Here is a 16,321-nt window from a genome sequence, read left to right on the forward strand (position 1 = left end):
TCGCGTCCGGATGAGACGCAGGCCACATTCCGGCCGGTTCGCGAGAACACGGCCGGGGCGTGCCGACAAGAGCCGGGTATGCACCGACGAAACGTGATGCTGCTGGCCGGGCTGTGTGCGGGGGCGGTCGTGGCGATGCTGGTCGCGGCCGCGACACTGCACCCGACCGGGCCCGCGGCCGCCTCCGCGCCGGCGCTCGGGACGGCGCCGCCGCTGACGACCAGTGTCGCGACGACAGCGACCTCGGCGCCGCCGCCGACCACGCACGCCAAGCCCAGGCCGACGCCGGACGCGTCCGGCCTGCCGTCCGGCGGCGAGCTGGCGAAGCTGCTGCCGGGCAAGCTCAGCGTGCTCGTGCACGACCGCAAGAACGGCGACGACCTCGTCTCCTACCGCCCGGACGCGACCTACACGTCGGCGTCGCTGGTGAAGCTGCTCATCGCGTTCGAAGCCCTCCGGCAGGGCGTCCCGGCCGGCACCGTCTCGCAGATGCTTTCGCGCAGCGACGACGAAGTCGCGAGCCAGTTGTGGTCGAAGCTCGGCGGGCCCGGGCTCGTCACGAGCTGGGCGTCCCGGATCGGCATGACCTCGACCCGTCCGCCCGTCGATCCCGGGCACTGGGGGAGCACCGTCGTGACGGCGAGCGACCTGGTCCGGCTCTACGAGTACCTGATGGACAAAGCGCCGGAGACGACCCGGCAGGTCGTCCTCCACGCGCTGGACGGCGCGACCGAGCACGGCGCCGACGGCTTCGACCAGTACTTCGGCATCCCCGGCGCCGTCACGGCCGCGGACTGGGCCGTCAAGCAGGGCTGGTCGTGCTGCGATCCCGGCCGCGACCTGCACACCAGCGGCCTCGTCGCGGGCCGGCGCTACATCGTCGTCGTGCTCAGCGCCCAGTCCGCCGGCACCGGCTGGCCGGAGGCGTCGGACCGCGTGACGGCCGTCGTGAAAGCGCTCTCCGGACCGCTCGGCTGGGAGAGGTGAGCCTTCAGCCGGAGTCGGCGTCGAACCGCAGCTTCGAGGTGATCCGGTAGCGGTCACCGCGGTAGACCGAGCGGGTCAGCTCGACGATCCGGCCGCCGGTGTCGCGGGTGACCCGCTCGACCTGCAGGATCGGCGCGTAGACCGGGACGTCCAGCAGCTCGGCCTGCTCGGGGTTGGTCACCGCCGGCTCCATGGTCTGCTCGGCCTCGGCCACGGTGATCCCGAACCGCTCCCGCAGCAGCCGGTAGAAGTTCCCGGCTTCCATGTCGGCCGGGGCCAGCCCGGGCACGAGCTCGGCGGGCAGGTCCAGCCGCTCGATGGCGATCGGCTCCTCGTCGACGTACCGCACGCGCGTCACCCGCAGGACCGGCGCGCCGGTGGCCACCTCCAGCCGCGCGGCGCGGGGCGGGCTCGCCGGCGCCGTCGTGAACGCGACGACCTCGCTGGTCCAGTTCCCCTCCGCCGGGGGCACCCCCAGGCCCGCGGCACTGCCGGCGAGCTCCTGGGTGACCTTGTGCGGGCTGGTGAACGTGCCGCGGCCGCGCTGGCGGACCAGCAGGCCGGTGCGGGTGAGCTCGTCGATGGCCGCGCGGACGGTCGGGCGGGACACCCCCAGCTCCTGCGCCAGGTCGCGTTCCGAGGCCAGCCCGGTGCCCGGGCCGGCCTTCTCGATCACGTTCAGCAGGTGGCGGCGGACCCGGTCCCGTTTCGCGGTGGGAGGCCGGTCGGGTCCGAGCGCGTCTGCGGTCAAGTTCTCGGCTTTCGGGGTGTGGGGACCGCACCCGGGAACCGGACGCGCTCCTTCGGCAGGGCGTTCAGCGCGCGCAGCAGATCCAGGTGACCGGCCAAGCGGGCTTGGAAGTCAGCATAGTCGCGCGGGCCGGGGGACCAGGCCGACTCGGCGAGCGCGCACAGCCGCGGGAAGGCCAGCTGCCGCACGTGGTCGGGGGTCGGCGCGTGCTCGGTCCACAGCTGCGCCTGCGTGCCGATGACGCCGGGCCGGCCGCCGTCGTCGGGGTCGGCGGCGGGCAGGTTTCCGGCCAGGGGGTCGTAGGCGTGGACGTCGGCGAGCGTGGTGACGAGCTCGCGCGGCGGCTCGCCCGGCCCGTCGGTCTGCGGGTAGTCGAAGTAGGTGGACGTGTGCGGCGCCATGATCACCTGGTGGCCGCGGGCGACGGCCTGCGCGCCGTGGGCGGCGTCGCGCCAGCTGGCCACGGTCATCGCCGGTGGCAGGCGGCCCGGCGACCGGCCCGTTTCGTCCCAGCAGACCGATTTTCGGCCGAGTTCGCCGAGGAACCCGTGCAGCTCGCCGAGGAACCAGGCGTGCAGTTCGGCCGTGTCCGACAACCCGAGCGCTTTCGCGCGGGCGACGGCGGCCGGCGCGGTTTCCCACTGCGTCGTCGGGCATTCGTCCCCGCCGATGTGCAGGTGCCGCGACGGGAAGATCTCCGCCGTCTGCGCCAGGACGTCGCGGCAGAAGTCCAGCGCCGTGTCGTGCACGCCGAGGACGTCGGGGCTGATGCCCCACCCGGTCCACACCGGCAGCCGCCGCTCCGGGTGGTTGCCGAGCTCCGGGTAGGCGGCCAGCGCCGCCCGGACGTGCCCGGGCAGGTCGATCTCCGGCACGACCCGCACCCCGCGGGCGGCCGCGTGGACGACCAGTCCGCGCAGCTCGGCGCGGGTGTAGAAGCCGCCGTGCGGGACGCCGTCGAAGACCGTGCTGCCGGCCGCGCCGACCATGGACTCGCTGCGCCAGGCGCCGACGTCGGTCAGCCGGGGCCGGCCGTCGATCTCGAGCCGCCAGCCCTGGTCGTCGGTGAGGTGCAGGTGCAGCACGTTGTACTTGTGCAGCGCGAGGAGATCGGCGAACTCGTACAGGAAGTCCAGGGGCATGAAGTGCCGGGCGACGTCGAGCAGCACCCCGCGCCAGGCCAGCCGCGGCCGGTCCCGGATCCGCAGGCACGGCCAGCGGTCCGGGCCGAGCTGCCGCAGCGTCTGGACGCCGTGGAACAGCCCGGCTTCCGCGCTCGCCACGAGCGTGACGCCGTCCTCGGCGACGTCCAGCTCGTACTCTTCCGGCCCGAGCCCGGGCCGCAGGGACAGCCGGATCTCCGGGCCGTGGCCCGAGCCGACAAAACCGGTCAGGAGGTCGGCCGCGCGTGCGGCGCCGGGGCCGGCGACGACGCGCACGCCGGCGTGGAGCGCGAAGAACCCGTTGTGCCGCGTCAGTTCCGCGGGCCGGGGGACGAGAGGGAGCACTAGCCCTTCACCGCGCCCGCGGTCATGCCTTCGACGAGGTGGCGCTGGACGAGGGCGAAGAACACGACGACCGGCAGCGCGAACAGCGTCGACGCGGCGATCAGGCCGCCGTAGTCGGTCCCGGCGCTGGTGCTGAACGAGACCAGCCACACCGGCAGCGTGTAACCGGATTGGTCCTTCATGATCACGTAGGCGAACAGGAAGTCGTTCCACGCGGTGATGAACGCGAACACGCTGGTCGCGATCAGCCCCGGCAGCACGAGCGGCAGCAGCACCGAACCCATGATGCGGCCGCGCGACGCGCCGTCCACCATGGCCGCCTCCTCGAGCTCGACGGGGATGCCGTGGAGGAAACCCCGCAACGTCCAGATCGTGAACGGCAGCACCAGCGCCACGTAGGTGAGGGTGAGGCCGAACAGGTTGTTCAGCAGGTGTGCGCTCTTGAGCCCGAGGAACAGCGGGATGACCAGCGCGGGCACCGGCACCATCTGCAGGATCAGCACGCCGATGAGGAAGCCGCGGCGGCCGAAGAACCGGAACCGCGTCAACGCCGTCGCCGCCAGGAACGCGACGACGATCGCCAGCAGCACCACCGACACCGTCACGACCACGCTGTTGACCAGGTCGCGGGTGAAGCCCGGCTTCGCAAGCGCGTCGGCGAAGTTGCCGAGCGTGAAGTGCGCCGGGAGGAACTGCGGGGTCGGGCTCAGGATGTCGCCGCGCGGTTTGAACGCCGTGTTCACCATCCAGTAGACCGGGAACACCCACACCAGGCAGAACGCCGAAGCCAGCACGTTGGTGCCGATCCGCCGTGCTCGCATCAGAAGTCCTCTCCCGCCCGCACCAGGCGGCGCACGTACACGATGGTCATGGCCAGCAGCAACAGGACCGAGACGACGGCGATCGCCGCGCCCTGGCCGAAGGAGTTGGTGCTGAAGGCGCGGGTGAACGTCCAGATCCCGAGCGTCGTCGTGCCCTGGCCGGGGCCGCCCTGGGTGAGGATCCAGATCTGGTTGAACACGGTGAAGTCCCAGATGACCGAGAGGATCGTGACCAGGCCGAGGATCGGCTGCAGGAACGGCCAGGTGATGCTCAGGTGCACCCGCCACGGCCCGGCACCGTCCAAAGTGGCCGCTTCGTAGTACGAGCGGGGGATCTGCGTCAGCCCGGCGTGCAGGGTGAGCGCCACGAACGGCACCGACTGCCACACCACCAGCAGCCACACGAGGGTGAACGCCGACGCCGGGGTCGTCGTCCAGTCGTGCTGGGTGAAGTCGCCGAGGCCCAGCCGCGACAGGAGCCAGTTCACCACGCCGTAGCCCGGCTGGAAGAGCCACTGCCAGACCAGCGTGGACGCCACGTTCGGCAGCGCCCACGCCGCGATCAGGCTCATCGTGACCGCGACCCGCATCCGGCGCCCGAGCCGCCGCAGCATCAGCGCGACGCCGAGGCCGATCACGAGCGTCCCGGTGACCAAGGCCGCGCAGAACCCGATACTGCGCAGCAGCACCGGCACCAGCTGGTCGTCGCCGAGCACCGCGGCGTAGTTGTCCCAGCCGGCCCAGCCCGCCGTGCCGGTGAACAGCGCGCGCAGGCCGTACTCCTGGACCGAGATCAGCAGCAGCCGGACCAGCGGATACCCCAGCACCAGCCCGAGGACGACGACGGCGGGCACTAGCAGGCCGTAGGGCAGCAGCGGGCGGCGGCGTTTCCGGGCGGGCGTGGATGGTGGCGGCGCGACCGGCGCGGGCCGCTTCAGGACCTTCACGGCGTTCCTCCGTCGGGTGGGTGGGACGTCCGCGGTCAGGACGGCAATCCACCGCGGACGTCCCGCCCGGTCACTGGGTGGTGTTGAGCGCCTGGCTCAGGTGGGCGTCGAAGTCCCGCGCCGCGTCGGCCACGGACTTGCGGCCGGTGGCGATGTCGGCGAAGAAGGTGTTGACGGACTTGTCGCTCTCGATGGTCGCCCAGCCCGGGGTGGCCGGCGTGGTGCCGCTCGACTTCGCGGCGGCGTAGAACGCGGCCCGCACCGGCGGCAGCGTCGGCGTCACCTGGTCGATGATCTGCGGGGACACCGGCGTCCAGCCGTCGATGCCGACGATCGCGTCGCGCTGCACGGCCGGGCTCGCCGCGGCCTTCAGGTAGGCGAGCGCGAGGTCCTGGTTCTTGCTCTTCGCGGCGATCCCGAGGTCGGACCCGCCGAGGAACACCGGCTGGCTCTTGCCCGGCGTCGCGCTGGGGAAGGGGAAAGTGCCGAGGCGGTCCTTCAGCTCGGGCTTGTTCTTCAGCACGGTGTTCACGCTGGTGTCGAGGATGGCCCCGGCGCCCCCGGCGGCGAACATCGCGGCCTGGTCGGGTGCCTTGGTGTCGACGTTGCGCGACGCGGGCGTCGAGTACGCGGCCTGGAAGTCCTTCCACGCCTGGAGTCCCCGCTGCGCGGCGGGCGATTCGAGCGCGCCGGCCCACTTGCCGCCGGACTGCGTGGCCAGCTCGCCACCGGCGTCCCAGACGAACTGCAGCGCGCCGTACCAGTACTGCCCGGGGAAGTGGAAGGCCGAGAAGCCCGGTTCCGGGTGCTTGGCCTTGATCTTGTCGAGGTCCGCGGTCAGCTCGGTGAACGTCGTCGGCGGCGCGGTGACCCCGGCGTCGGCCCAGAGCTGCTTGTCGTAGATCACCGCGCGGTTGCCGGCGAACAGCGGCGCGGCGTAGCTCTTCCCGTCCACTGTGGCCGGTCCGGCCAGGCCGGGCAGCCAGGTCTGGCCCGCGGCGAGGTCGTCGCGGTGCGCGGTCAGGTCGGTCAGCGCGCCGTTGGCGGCGAACAGCGAGACATCGGTGTTGCCGATCTCGATCACGTCCGGCGTGGTGTCCTGCGCGAGCGCCGTGCTGATCTTGGTGTTGATGTTGTCCCACTCTTGGATCTGCACGGTCACCTTCGCGCCGGTGGCCTTCTCGAACGCGGTGTTGATCGCGGCGGTGGCCTGGTCGCTCAGGTCGCCGTTCATCAGCCACACGGTGAGCTGCCCGCCACCCGGCGCCGCGGCCGGTTCGGGAGAGGAGCCGCAGGCGGTGAGCGCGAGAGTGAGGGTGAGCGTGCCGGTCACGGCGGCAAGGGAGCGTCTGTTCACGGGGGCAACCTCCTCGGGTGGTGAGGAGCTTGCAGGTGACCATTGGTAAAGTCAACGAAGTTAGGTCGTTTGGTCTAGACCTTGTTGTTTCTCGACGTGCAGGTCCCGGCGTTGCATCGGCTGGTGACCATTGGTCACTTCTGGGGAGGCCGCGGCCAGCCACCGCGGCCGATGAGGTGCAGCACGAGCGCCGAGATGTTCCACGCGTCGTCGTCCCCGCGGTGGTGCCGGCCTTCGAGGGGGAGCCCGGCGATGGCCAGCGCGCGATCCATCCCGACCGGCCGGGCCAGGTGGTAGGCGCGCGCGAAGAGGGCCTTCGCGTTGAGGTGACGCAGGCCGAAGGGGTAGGCGGCCGGGTCGGCCGCGCACTGGCGCTCGAACTGACGGCGGTCGTAGTCGCCCCAGCTCGCCCAGCCGCGCCGGGTCGTCGCGTGCTCGGCGGCGAGGATCGCGCACGCCTCCGCGAAGCTGACACCGGCGTCGACGTCGGCTTGGGTGAGCCCGGTCAGCTCGGTGCAGAACGCGCCGACGGCCGAGCGTTCCGGACGCACCAGGATCCGGTGCCGGTCGAGCCGGGCCCGCCGCGCCGGGTCGACGACGGTCAGCCCGATCTCGATGATCTCGGCCGACTGCCCGGGCGGCGGCGCACCCGCCCAGCACGTCGCCTCGACATCGACGACATTGAGCAGAGGAGCGGCCGCCATTCCCGCAGCGTATCGGGCAATCGGCTGTCGGCGCTCGTGAAGATCCGCACGGTTCCGGGCCGGGCACCGGCGGTGGCCGTGCGGGCCGGTTCCCTCGCCTGCCGTGGTGGCCCGGCGAGGTCGCCGGCCGGCGGTGTCAGGCCGCAGCGGTGGCCTGCCGTGGTGGCCCAGGCGGGGTTGCCGCCGGCGGTACTGGGCAGTGCCGGCTGCTGCGGCGGGTTGTGCGGCGCGGTCGACCGGGGCTGGTCGGGTCAGGCTCGCGAGGATCCGCTCGCTGGGGCGACAGGCCGCGCCGGGGTCGTGCGGGCAAGCTGTCGCCGCCCGCAGCGGCGGCCCGGGTGGGGCTGTCGATTGCCAGAGCAGGCTGCGACGGCTCATGCGGGCAGGCTGTCGCCGCCCGGCGCGGCGGCCGGGGTGGGCCGTCGGTCGGCAGTGCGAGGCTGCGCCGGCCGCTGCGGTGGCTTGTCGGCACCGTTGACCGAGGGCTTCGCGAGGCCGGCTCGCGAGGATCCGCGCTGGGTGCGAGGCCGCGCCGGGGTCGTGCGGGCAGGATGTCGCCGCCCGCAGCGGCGGCCCGGGTGAGGCTGTCGGTCGGCAGAGCAGGCTGCGACGGCTCATGCGGGCAGGCTGCCGCCGACCGTCGCGGCGGGCTTGCCGCGGCGGCAGGCCGGCCGCGGAGCCGCTCGCCCGCCCGTGCCGTTCGGAGCCGGGCGGGGGCGCCGACCGGCCGGAACCTTCTCCGCCGGATCGTCGGGCCGCCGGCCGGACGCGGCGTCGTCGTCCGATAGCGGCCCCGCGGCTTCCGTCAGATCGCCGGCAACCCGCGAGCTGCGGCCCGTGCGGCAGCGGCGTCGCGGCGTTCCTCGAAGCGGGACGCCTGGGCGTCGAGGGTCTTGAGGAAGTCCGCCAGCTCCTGGCGCGCCGTCTCGCCGACCTCGCCGAGGCCCGTCAGGTCGAAGATCTTCCAGTAGCGCAGCAGCGGCATCACGACGTCGTCGTGGTGGATGCGCAGGTCGTAGATGCCCGCCTTGGCGATCAGCGCCGCCTTGCGGACGAAGCTGGGGATGACCGCGCCCGGCATCGCGAAGTCGACGACCTCGTCGGTGATCGCGCGGACCATGGCGTCGGGCGAGATCTCCAGCGCGGCCTTGACCAGGTTGCGGTAGAAGACCATGTGCAGGTTCTCGTCCGTGGACACCCGGGCGAGCAGCTTCTCGGCCAGCGGGTCCTGCGTGTAACGGCCGGTGTTGCGGTGGGACAGGCGCGTCGCGAGCTCCTGGAACGACACGTACGCGCAGACGTGCAGCAGCGGCTTGTCGCCGGTCTCGTACCCGGCCTGCATGGTCTCCATGCGCATCCGCTCGAGCTCGACCGGGTCGACCGCGCGCGTCACGAGCAGGTAGTCGCGGATGGCGATGCCGTGGCGGCCCTCCTCGGCCGTCCAGCGGTGCACCCAGGTGCCCCAGGCGCCGTCGCGGCCGAAGGCGCGCTCGATCTCGCGGTGGTAGCTGGGGAGGTTGTCCTCGGTGAGGAGGTTGACCTCGAGCGCGGTCCGCGCGATCGGCGTCACCCGCGACTGCTCCGGGTCCCACGCCTGTCCGCCCAGGTCGGCGAAGTCACGCCCCTGGCTCCACGGGACGTACTCGTGCGGCATCCACTCCTGAGCGGCCGCGAGGTGGCGGTTGAGGTTTTCCTCGACCGTGCCCTCCAGCTCGAACATCAGGCGCGTGCTTTCGGGGACCGGCATAGCGGACGTCCTTCCGTCACCTACGCGACCGTAACTTACGGTGCCGTAGGTACTGGCAACGAACGCCGGGTCCCCGCGGTTCCCGACCCCGCCGACCGGGACTCGTTATCGTGAACACAGCGATCGCACGACTGGAGGGGGCCGGGTGGCGGAACGGACGCGGACGGGGGAGCGCCAGCCGAGCCTGGCCGACGTCGCGGGCCTGGCGGGGGTCTCGCACATGACGGTCTCCCGGGTGGTCAACGAGAGCGGGCCGGTGCACCCGGACACCCGCGTCCGGGTGCTGGCCGCCGTCCAGAAGCTCGGCTACCGGCCCAACTCGGCCGCCCGGACGCTGGTCACGGGCCGGTCCGGCACCCTCGGCGTCGTCGCGCTGGAGTCCAACCTCTACGGCCCGGCGAGCACCCTCTACGGCATCGAGAACGCCGCCCGCGAGGCCGGTTACGGCGTCGCGATCTGCAGCGTCGGCCGTCCCGGGCGGTCGTCCATCGCCGACGCGGTGGAGAACCTGCGGCGTCAGGCCGTCGAAGGCATCGTGGTCATCGCCCCGCACGTGACGGCGGGCCGCGCCCTGGACGCCGCGCCCGCGGACATCCCGGTGATCGCGGTCGGCGGCGGCGAGGCCGCGCCGGTGCCGGTGATCTCCGTCGACCAGTACGACGGCGCCCGCCGCGCGACCGAACACCTCCTGGCCCTGGGCCACAAGACGGTCTGGCACCTCGCCGGACCCGAGGACTGGCTCGAGGCGCGGGACCGCGAACGCGGCTGGCGCGAGACCCTCGAACGCCACGACCTGCGGGTCCCCGCGGTGGTCCGCGGCGACTGGAGCCCGCGGTCGGGCTACGAGGCCGGCCGGGCGCTCGCGGGAAAACGCGGGCTCGGCGCCGTCTTCTCGGCCAACGACCAGATGGCCCTGGGCCTGCTGCGCGCGTTCACCGAGGCCGGCCTGCGGGTCCCGGCGGACGTCCACGTCGCCGGCTTCGACGACGTCCCCGAGGCGGCGTACTTCTCCCCGCCGCTGACGACACTCCGCCAGGACTTCATCGAGGTCGGCCGCCGCACGTTCGGGCTGCTGGAAGCCCGCATGGCGGGCGGCGACATCGGCGCGCGCCACCTCGTGGCCGCCGAGCTGATCGTGCGGGAGAGCACCGGCCCGCGCTGACTCCGGCCCTCGTGAGTGTTGAGGGCGGTTCTAACCGCCCTCAACACTCACGAGCTGCGTCCGTCTGCACTACCGACCGACCTCCGGCTTGATCCATCCTGGTGTCGTATCTTGACGGCTTCTGTTGAGGTTCCCTAGCGTTCGTGTTCGATTCTGCGTGAATCCGACATTCTGGTTCACCGCCGATCCAGGAGGACCTCGCCATGCGCACCGTCCGGACGCTGTTCGCCGCCCTGCTTTCGGTCGTCTTCGCACTCGCCGGGGTGCTCGTCCCGCAGCAGGCGTCCGCGGCGCCGCCACCGGCGAAGGCGAACCACACCGTCACCTACGACGGCTACTCCTTCCTGGTCGACGGGAACCGGACGTACCTCTGGTCGGGGGAGTTCCACTCCTACCGCCTGCCCAGCCCCGACCTGTGGCTCGACATCTTCCAGAAGATGAAGGCCGCCGGCTTCAACGCGACGTCGCTCTACTTCGACTGGGGCTACCACTCGCCCCGCCAGGGCGTCTACGACTTCACCGGCGTCCGCGACCTCGACAAGCTGCTCGACATGGCCCAGCAGGCCGGGCTCTACGTCATCGCGCGGCCCGGGCCCTACATCAACGCCGAGGTCGACGGCGGCGGCTTCCCGACCTGGCTGTCCACCACGCCCGGGCACACCCGCAGCGCCGACCCGGTCTACCTGAAGTACTCCGACGAGTGGCAGACCCGGATCGACCGGATCATCGCGCGCCACCAGCTGACCAACGGCACCGGCAGCGTGCTCGCCTACCAGGTCGAGAACGAGTACTACAACGGCGACGCCGACGGCCGCGCCTACATGAAGCACCTCGAGGACAAAGCCCACGCCGACGGCATCACGGTTCCCTTGGTGGGCAACAACAACGGCACCTTCAACGCCGGCGAAGCCGCACTCGACGTCGATGCCGCCGACTCCTACCCGCAGGGCTTCGACTGCTCCAACCCGGAGAAGTGGAACGGCGTCCCGGACATCAGCTACGACCACGTGCCCGGGAAACCGCTGATCACCGCCGAGTTCCAGGGCGGCGCGTTCGACCCGTGGGGCGGCCCCGGGTACGCGAAGTGCGCGCAGCTGATCAACGACAAGTTCGCGAACGTCTTCTACAAGCAGAACATCGCGGTCGGCGCCACCGGCCAGAGCTTCTACATGCTGCACGGCGGCACGTCCTGGGGCTGGAGCGCGATCCCGCAGAACTACACCTCCTACGACTACGGCGCGGCGATCACCGAAGCCCGCCAGTACGACCCGAAGTACACCGAGGACAAGCTGATCGGCTACTTCACGCAGTCCGTCGCCCCGCTGACGAAGACCGAAGGCCTCGCCGCGGCGCCGCTGACCGACCCGGCGCTCACCGACACCGCCCGGATCAACCCGGACACCCGCACCCAGTTCCACACCCTGCGCCACACCGATTCGACGTCGAACGCGAAGAACACCACGAGCCTCGCGCTCGACCTCGCCGCCCGCGCCGGCTACAGCTACGACGACCGCGCGACGGAGGTCGGCTACACCGGCACCTGGACCCACGCCGGGCCCGAGGTCGACTACACCGGCGGCGACTACCAGCACACGGAGTCGTTCTCCGAGGTCACCGGCGACAGCGTGAGCATCCCGTTCACCGGTGCCGGCATCCGCTGGGTCACCTCGAAGGACCCGAGCCACGGGATCGCCGACGTCTACCTCGACGACGTCAAGGTCAGCACCGTCGACCTCTACGCGGCGAGCAAGCAGAACCAGGTCACCGGCTACGAGGTGCGCGGCCTGCCCGCCGGGGCGCACACGCTCAAGATCGCCGTCACCGGGCAGAAGAACGCCCAGGCGACCGGGCCGTTCGTCGTCGTGGACGCCGTCGACCTGCTCTCGGCGAGCACCGACTACTACCCGGTCGTGCCGCAGCAGCCCGGCACCGGCCTCACGCTCGACGGCCGCCAGTCCAAGATCGTCGTCGCCGGCTACGACCTCGGGCAGACGCGGCTGCAGTACTCGACGTCCGAGATCATGACGTCCGCGACGATCGGCGGCCGCGACCTCGCGGTGCTCTACGGCGACCACGGCGGGCCGGGCGAAACCGTCCTGCGGTTCGCGCAGCAGCCGAAGGTGCAGGTCCTCGACGGCGCCGCGACCAGCACCTGGGACGCCGCCCGCGGCGACCTCCGGCTGAACTACGCCCACGACGGCCTGACCCGGGTTCTCGTCAGCGCGCCGGGCAAGAAGCCGCTGCTCCTGCTGCTCGCGGACAAGGCGACGGCCGGGACGTTCTGGCGGCAGGACACCGCGGCCGGTCCGGTGCTCGTCCGCGGCACCGACCTGCTGCGCACCGCGACGGCCGGACCCGGCCGGCTCGACCTGACCGGCGACACCGGCACCGACGGCGCGTTCGAGGTCTTCGGCCCTGGGAACGTCACTTGGAACGGGCAGCCCGTGAACACCCGGCCGACGTCCAGCGACAGCCGCACGGGCACCCTGCCGACGGCGAAACCGGTGACCCTGCCCGCCCTGACCGGCTGGAAACACCAGCAGGAGTCGCCGGAAAGCGCACCCGGCTTCGACGACTCGGCGTGGCCGGTCGCCGACAAGACCACCACCAACAGCAGCACCGCGCTCGGCACCAAACCGGTGCTCTTCGCCGACGACTACGGCTTCCACACCGGCAACACGTGGTACCGCGGCCGTTTCACCGGCGACGGCAAGCAGTCCGGCATCACGCTGAACAGCCAGAGCGGCGGGCCGGCGGGCGCGTTCTCGGCGTGGCTGAACGGCGTCTTCCTGGGCAGTTCGACGACCCAGCAGCACACGTTCACCTTCCCGGCCGGTGCGCTGCGGCCGGGGGAGAACGAGATCTCCGTGCTGACCGTGAACATGGGCCACGAAGAGGATTACGGCGCGGCCAACGGCAGCAAGGCCGCGCGCGGCCTGACGTCGGCGCGGCTGACCGGGTCCGCGCTGACGTCGGTGACCTGGCGGCTGCAGGGCGTCCGCGGTGGGGAGCAGGGCCTCGACACCGTGCGCGGCCCGCTCAACACGGGCGGCCTGTACGGCGAGCGGGCGGGGTGGTCGCTGCCCGGTTTCCCGGACGCGGGCTGGAAGCCGGCGACACTGCCGGCGAAGGACAGCGCGCCGGGCGTCTCGTGGTACCGGACCACCGCGAACCTCGACCTGCCGCGCGGCCAGGACACCTCGCTCGGCCTGACGATCACCGACGACCCGGGGCGGCAGTACCGGGCGCTGCTGTTCGTCAACGGGTGGCAGCTCGGCCAGTACGTCAACTACCTGGGGCCGCAGCACAGCTTCCCGATCCCGAACGGGATCCTGAATCCCAACGGCCGCAACACGATCGCCGTCGCGGTGTGGAACCTGGACGGCAGCACGGGCGGGCTCGGGAACCTCACCTGGACGAACTACGGTTCGCACCGGTCGCCGTTGTCGGTGCGGCAGAACGCGTCGCCCGGCTACGACGGCCGGTACGCGATGCCGCCGGCACCCACGGCCGCGGTCTCGCTGGCGGTGCCGGACACCGCGACGGCGGGGCAGTCGTTCACGGCTTCGGCCACCGTCCGGGTCCCGGCGGGCGCGCCCCCGGCGTCGGAGGTGCGGCCGGTCCTGACCGCGCCGGCCGGGTGGACCGTCGGCGCGGCGGCACCGCCCTCGGTCGCGCGGATCGACGGCGGCGCGTCGGCGACGTTCACCTGGCCGGTCACCGCTCCCGCCACCATGGACACCTCGGCGCTGACGGTGCGCGTCGGCTACCGGCAGGCCGGACGGCCCGGGACCGTGACGGACGAACGGATCGTCGGCGCGGTCCCGGCCGCGCCGCCCGCCGGGCAGGACGCGGTGAGCGACCTGCCGTTCCTGACCGCGGCCAACGGCTGGGGCCCGGTGGAACGCGACACGAGCAACGGCGAGGCGAACGCGGGCGACGGCAAGCCGATGACGATCGCCGGGACCGCGTACGCGAAGGGCCTGGGCGTCCACGCGCCGGGCGACGTCCAGCTCTACCTGGCCGGCGCCTGCACCCGCCTCACGGCCTCGGTCGGCGTCGACGGCGAAGTCGGCACCGCGGGCAGCGTCAGCTTCAGCGTCTCGGTGGACGGCACGACCCGGGTGACGACCCCGGTGCTGCGGGGCGGGCAGGCGGCCGCGTCGATCGACGTCGACGTCACCGGCGCCCAGGTCCTGGACCTGCTGGTGAACGACGGCGGCGACGGCAACGGCAACGACCACGCGGACTGGGCCCAGCCGACGCTGACCTGCGTCACGCCGCCTGCTCGCTGAGGACGGGCGCCGGGCGGACGACGTAGGTCGCGCGGATCGCCCGGCGCTCGCGCGGGTGTGGTGCGGCCTGGCCGCGCACGCTGACTTGCGTTACGTCGTCTGGTCGGTGAGCGCCGGTGCCGGGCGGTGGCGGTAGATCACGCCGACCGCCCGGCACTCACGCAGGTGTGGCGCAGCCTGGCCGAGCGGTTCTGGCCATGCAGGCGTGCGTCACGCCGCCTGCTCGCTGAGGACGGGCGCCGGGCGGACGACGTAGGTCGCGCGGATCGCCCGGCGCTCCTTCCACAGGTTGTAGAGCGCCAGCCCGAAGATGACCGTGCCGATGACGTTCGCGATGAAGTGCCACCAGACGCGGTAGGTGGTCAGGCCCGGGCCCGGGTCGATGAGGCCGAAGAACGTCGACAGGCCGATCGCGCGCGAACCGAACGCCACCGACAGGGTCAGCACCAGGTGCTCGAGCCCGTGCAGGCCCTGCATCCAGACGCCCATCTTCCCCCAGCGGCGGGTCCGGGTCTTCGTGGCGCGGCGGGTGATCACCATGACGCCGGCCAGGCCGGCGAGGAAGATGAAGTTCCCGGTCAGGTGGAGCAGTTCCATGCCGAAGCTCGGCCGGTTCGGCAGGACCATCTGCAGCCCGTTGGCCAGGCCGGTGCCCCACGGCGTCATCCAGGACGGCGAGTTCGGGTGGCCGAGCCAGTAGCCGACCTGGGCGACGTGCTCCTGCAGGTGCCCGAGCTGCCCGATCACCCCGACGCCGATCAGCGCCACCGAACCGCGGTAGACCCACGGGCGCACCGGCCCGCGGTTGGCGTAGGCCAGGACCCCGACGGCCGCCCACATGGCGAGCGCCCACAGCACGATCAGTATCGCGCCCGCGGTGTCCCACCCCGACATCGATGACATGGGCATGGTCATGACGGCCTCCAATTCCCCCGGTCTGGTCAGAGACTAGCCGCGCGGCGGCGTGCGAACGTCTTCCACCGTGCGTCCGCGGAATCGGGCAAACCGTTACAGGACAATGCTTTCCGGGTCACGACAGGACAAGCCGGACGGCCAGTGCGGTGATCACCGCACTCGACACGAGCGCCGTCACGAGCCGGCCGCGCGGCCCGGTCAGGACCCGGCCGAGCAGAGCGCCGCCGCCGGCGAGGAGCGCTTGCCAGCTCGCCGACGCGGCGAACGCGGCCAGCACGAACACCGCCTGGTCGAGGGCGGTGACGGCGGTTCCGGCCCGGTCGCCGACGACCAGCGCGGTGAAGTAGACGACCGTGGTCGGGTTGACCAGGGTGATCCCGAGCAGGCTGACGTACGCGCGCCCGGCGCCGAGCACGGTCACCGGCCGGTCGGCCGCCGGCCCGCGACGCAGGGCGTGGACCGCACCGCGCACGGCCAGCACGATCAGGATCGCCGCGGACACCAGTTTGAGCGGTTGCGCGACGGGCGTGATCACCCCGGCGATCGCGGCGCCGCCGAGGACCGCCACCAGCGCGTACACGCCGTCGGCGGTCGCGACGCCGAGTGCGGCGGCGAGGCCGGTCTTGAGTGAGGTCCGGGCGGTGAGCGCGACGAGGTAGGTCGCCACGGCCCCGACGGGGATCGCGATGCCGTAGCCGGCCAGCAGGCCGGCGACCAGCGCGCCCGTCACGACGCGAAGGGGCCGGACCTCCGCGGACGGCACGGCTGCTGCTGGACCGGCGCGGAGATCGCGGCGACGGTCGGCAGGAGCGGCATGCGGTGCGTGGTCATGGCGCAGATGGTGCCGACCACCGCGGACACCGGCAACCCCTTTTCGCGACTGCCCCCAACGCCCCCACAACGGCCACCACGCTGCCCGGTCCGGCCAACGTGCTGCCCGGACCTGGCCAACACGCGAGCGGGAACGGCCACCACGGCCGGTGCGTCGGGGCGTGCGCGTGTTGGCCGTTCCGGTCGCCGTGTCGGCTGTTCCGGGCAGTGTGTTGGCCGCTCGGGGGGCCGGTTCGGCTTCAGCCGGTGGCCGCCCGTGGGCTGTGCTTGAATCGGCCGGAACCACGGCCGTGCGA

The 16,321-nt window shown here is 72.3% G+C and carries 12 protein-coding genes; 3 read left to right on the plus strand and 9 right to left on the minus strand.

The genetic code is table 11. The features are described from left to right. The first annotated feature begins 78 nt into the window (after nucleotides 1-78). Nucleotides 79-987, plus strand: coding sequence for a hypothetical protein (locus tag OHS18_RS03520; protein WP_328615895.1), 909 nt, complete (start codon nucleotides 79-81; stop codon nucleotides 985-987). Nucleotides 988-991: 4 nt separating this feature from the next. On the opposite strand, the gene OHS18_RS03525 is transcribed toward OHS18_RS03520, so the two are convergent. The 7 genes from OHS18_RS03525 to OHS18_RS03555 form a co-directional block, all read right to left on the minus strand. Continuing rightward, nucleotides 992-1,738: a GntR family transcriptional regulator gene (locus OHS18_RS03525; RefSeq protein WP_328456143.1), complete on the minus strand. Its 747-nt coding sequence runs from the start codon at nucleotides 1,736-1,738 to the stop codon at nucleotides 992-994. Continuing rightward, entirely contained in the window at nucleotides 1,735-3,246 is a 1,512-nt protein-coding gene (locus tag OHS18_RS03530) for a beta-N-acetylhexosaminidase (RefSeq protein WP_328615896.1), read from the minus strand. The genes OHS18_RS03525 and OHS18_RS03530 overlap by 4 nt, the downstream gene beginning before the upstream one ends. Next, nucleotides 3,246-4,067: a carbohydrate ABC transporter permease gene (locus OHS18_RS03535; RefSeq protein ID WP_328456139.1), complete on the minus strand. Its 822-nt coding sequence runs from the start codon at nucleotides 4,065-4,067 to the stop codon at nucleotides 3,246-3,248. The genes OHS18_RS03530 and OHS18_RS03535 overlap by 1 nt, the downstream gene beginning before the upstream one ends. After that, nucleotides 4,067-5,014, minus strand: a complete 948-nt coding sequence (locus OHS18_RS03540) for a carbohydrate ABC transporter permease (RefSeq protein ID WP_328615897.1) — start codon at nucleotides 5,012-5,014, stop codon at nucleotides 4,067-4,069. The genes OHS18_RS03535 and OHS18_RS03540 overlap by 1 nt, the downstream gene beginning before the upstream one ends. A gap of 70 nt (nucleotides 5,015-5,084) precedes the next feature. Further along, nucleotides 5,085-6,371, minus strand: coding sequence for an extracellular solute-binding protein (locus OHS18_RS03545; RefSeq protein ID WP_328615898.1), 1,287 nt, complete (start codon nucleotides 6,369-6,371; stop codon nucleotides 5,085-5,087). A gap of 134 nt (nucleotides 6,372-6,505) precedes the next feature. Beyond that, a complete protein-coding gene (locus OHS18_RS03550; RefSeq protein WP_328456132.1) occupies nucleotides 6,506-7,075 on the minus strand; it encodes a 3'-5' exonuclease in 570 nt (189 codons plus the stop codon). 805 nt (nucleotides 7,076-7,880) lie between these two features. Beyond that, on the minus strand, nucleotides 7,881-8,822 hold the full coding sequence (locus OHS18_RS03555) for an acyl-ACP desaturase (RefSeq protein ID WP_328456130.1): 942 nt from the start codon (nucleotides 8,820-8,822) through the stop codon (nucleotides 7,881-7,883). A 145-nt stretch (nucleotides 8,823-8,967) separates the two neighbouring features. On the opposite strand from OHS18_RS03555, the gene OHS18_RS03560 reads away from it, so the two are divergent. Both OHS18_RS03560 and OHS18_RS03565 read left to right on the plus strand, forming a co-directional pair. Further along, a complete protein-coding gene (locus tag OHS18_RS03560) occupies nucleotides 8,968-9,984 on the plus strand; it encodes a LacI family DNA-binding transcriptional regulator (RefSeq protein WP_328456128.1) in 1,017 nt (338 codons plus the stop codon). A gap of 203 nt (nucleotides 9,985-10,187) precedes the next feature. Beyond that, complete coding sequence (locus tag OHS18_RS03565; protein WP_328615899.1) at nucleotides 10,188-14,279, plus strand: beta-galactosidase; 4,092 nt, start codon at nucleotides 10,188-10,190, stop codon at nucleotides 14,277-14,279. Between the two features lie 210 nt (nucleotides 14,280-14,489). Here OHS18_RS03565 and OHS18_RS03570 read toward each other — a convergent pair whose 3' ends face one another. After that, nucleotides 14,490-15,194 (minus strand): DUF6008 family protein, encoded by a 705-nt coding sequence (locus OHS18_RS03570; protein ID WP_328615900.1) that lies wholly within the window; start codon nucleotides 15,192-15,194, stop codon nucleotides 14,490-14,492. A 115-nt stretch (nucleotides 15,195-15,309) separates the two neighbouring features. Then, the gene (locus OHS18_RS03575; RefSeq protein WP_328615901.1) at nucleotides 15,310-15,924 is read right to left on the minus strand and encodes a LysE family transporter; all 615 of its coding nucleotides are present in this window, start codon (nucleotides 15,922-15,924) and stop codon (nucleotides 15,310-15,312) included. Between the last annotated feature and the right edge of the window lie 397 nt (nucleotides 15,925-16,321).

The organism is Amycolatopsis sp. NBC_00355, from assembly GCF_036104975.1.
Taxonomy (GTDB): domain Bacteria; phylum Actinomycetota; class Actinomycetes; order Mycobacteriales; family Pseudonocardiaceae; genus Amycolatopsis.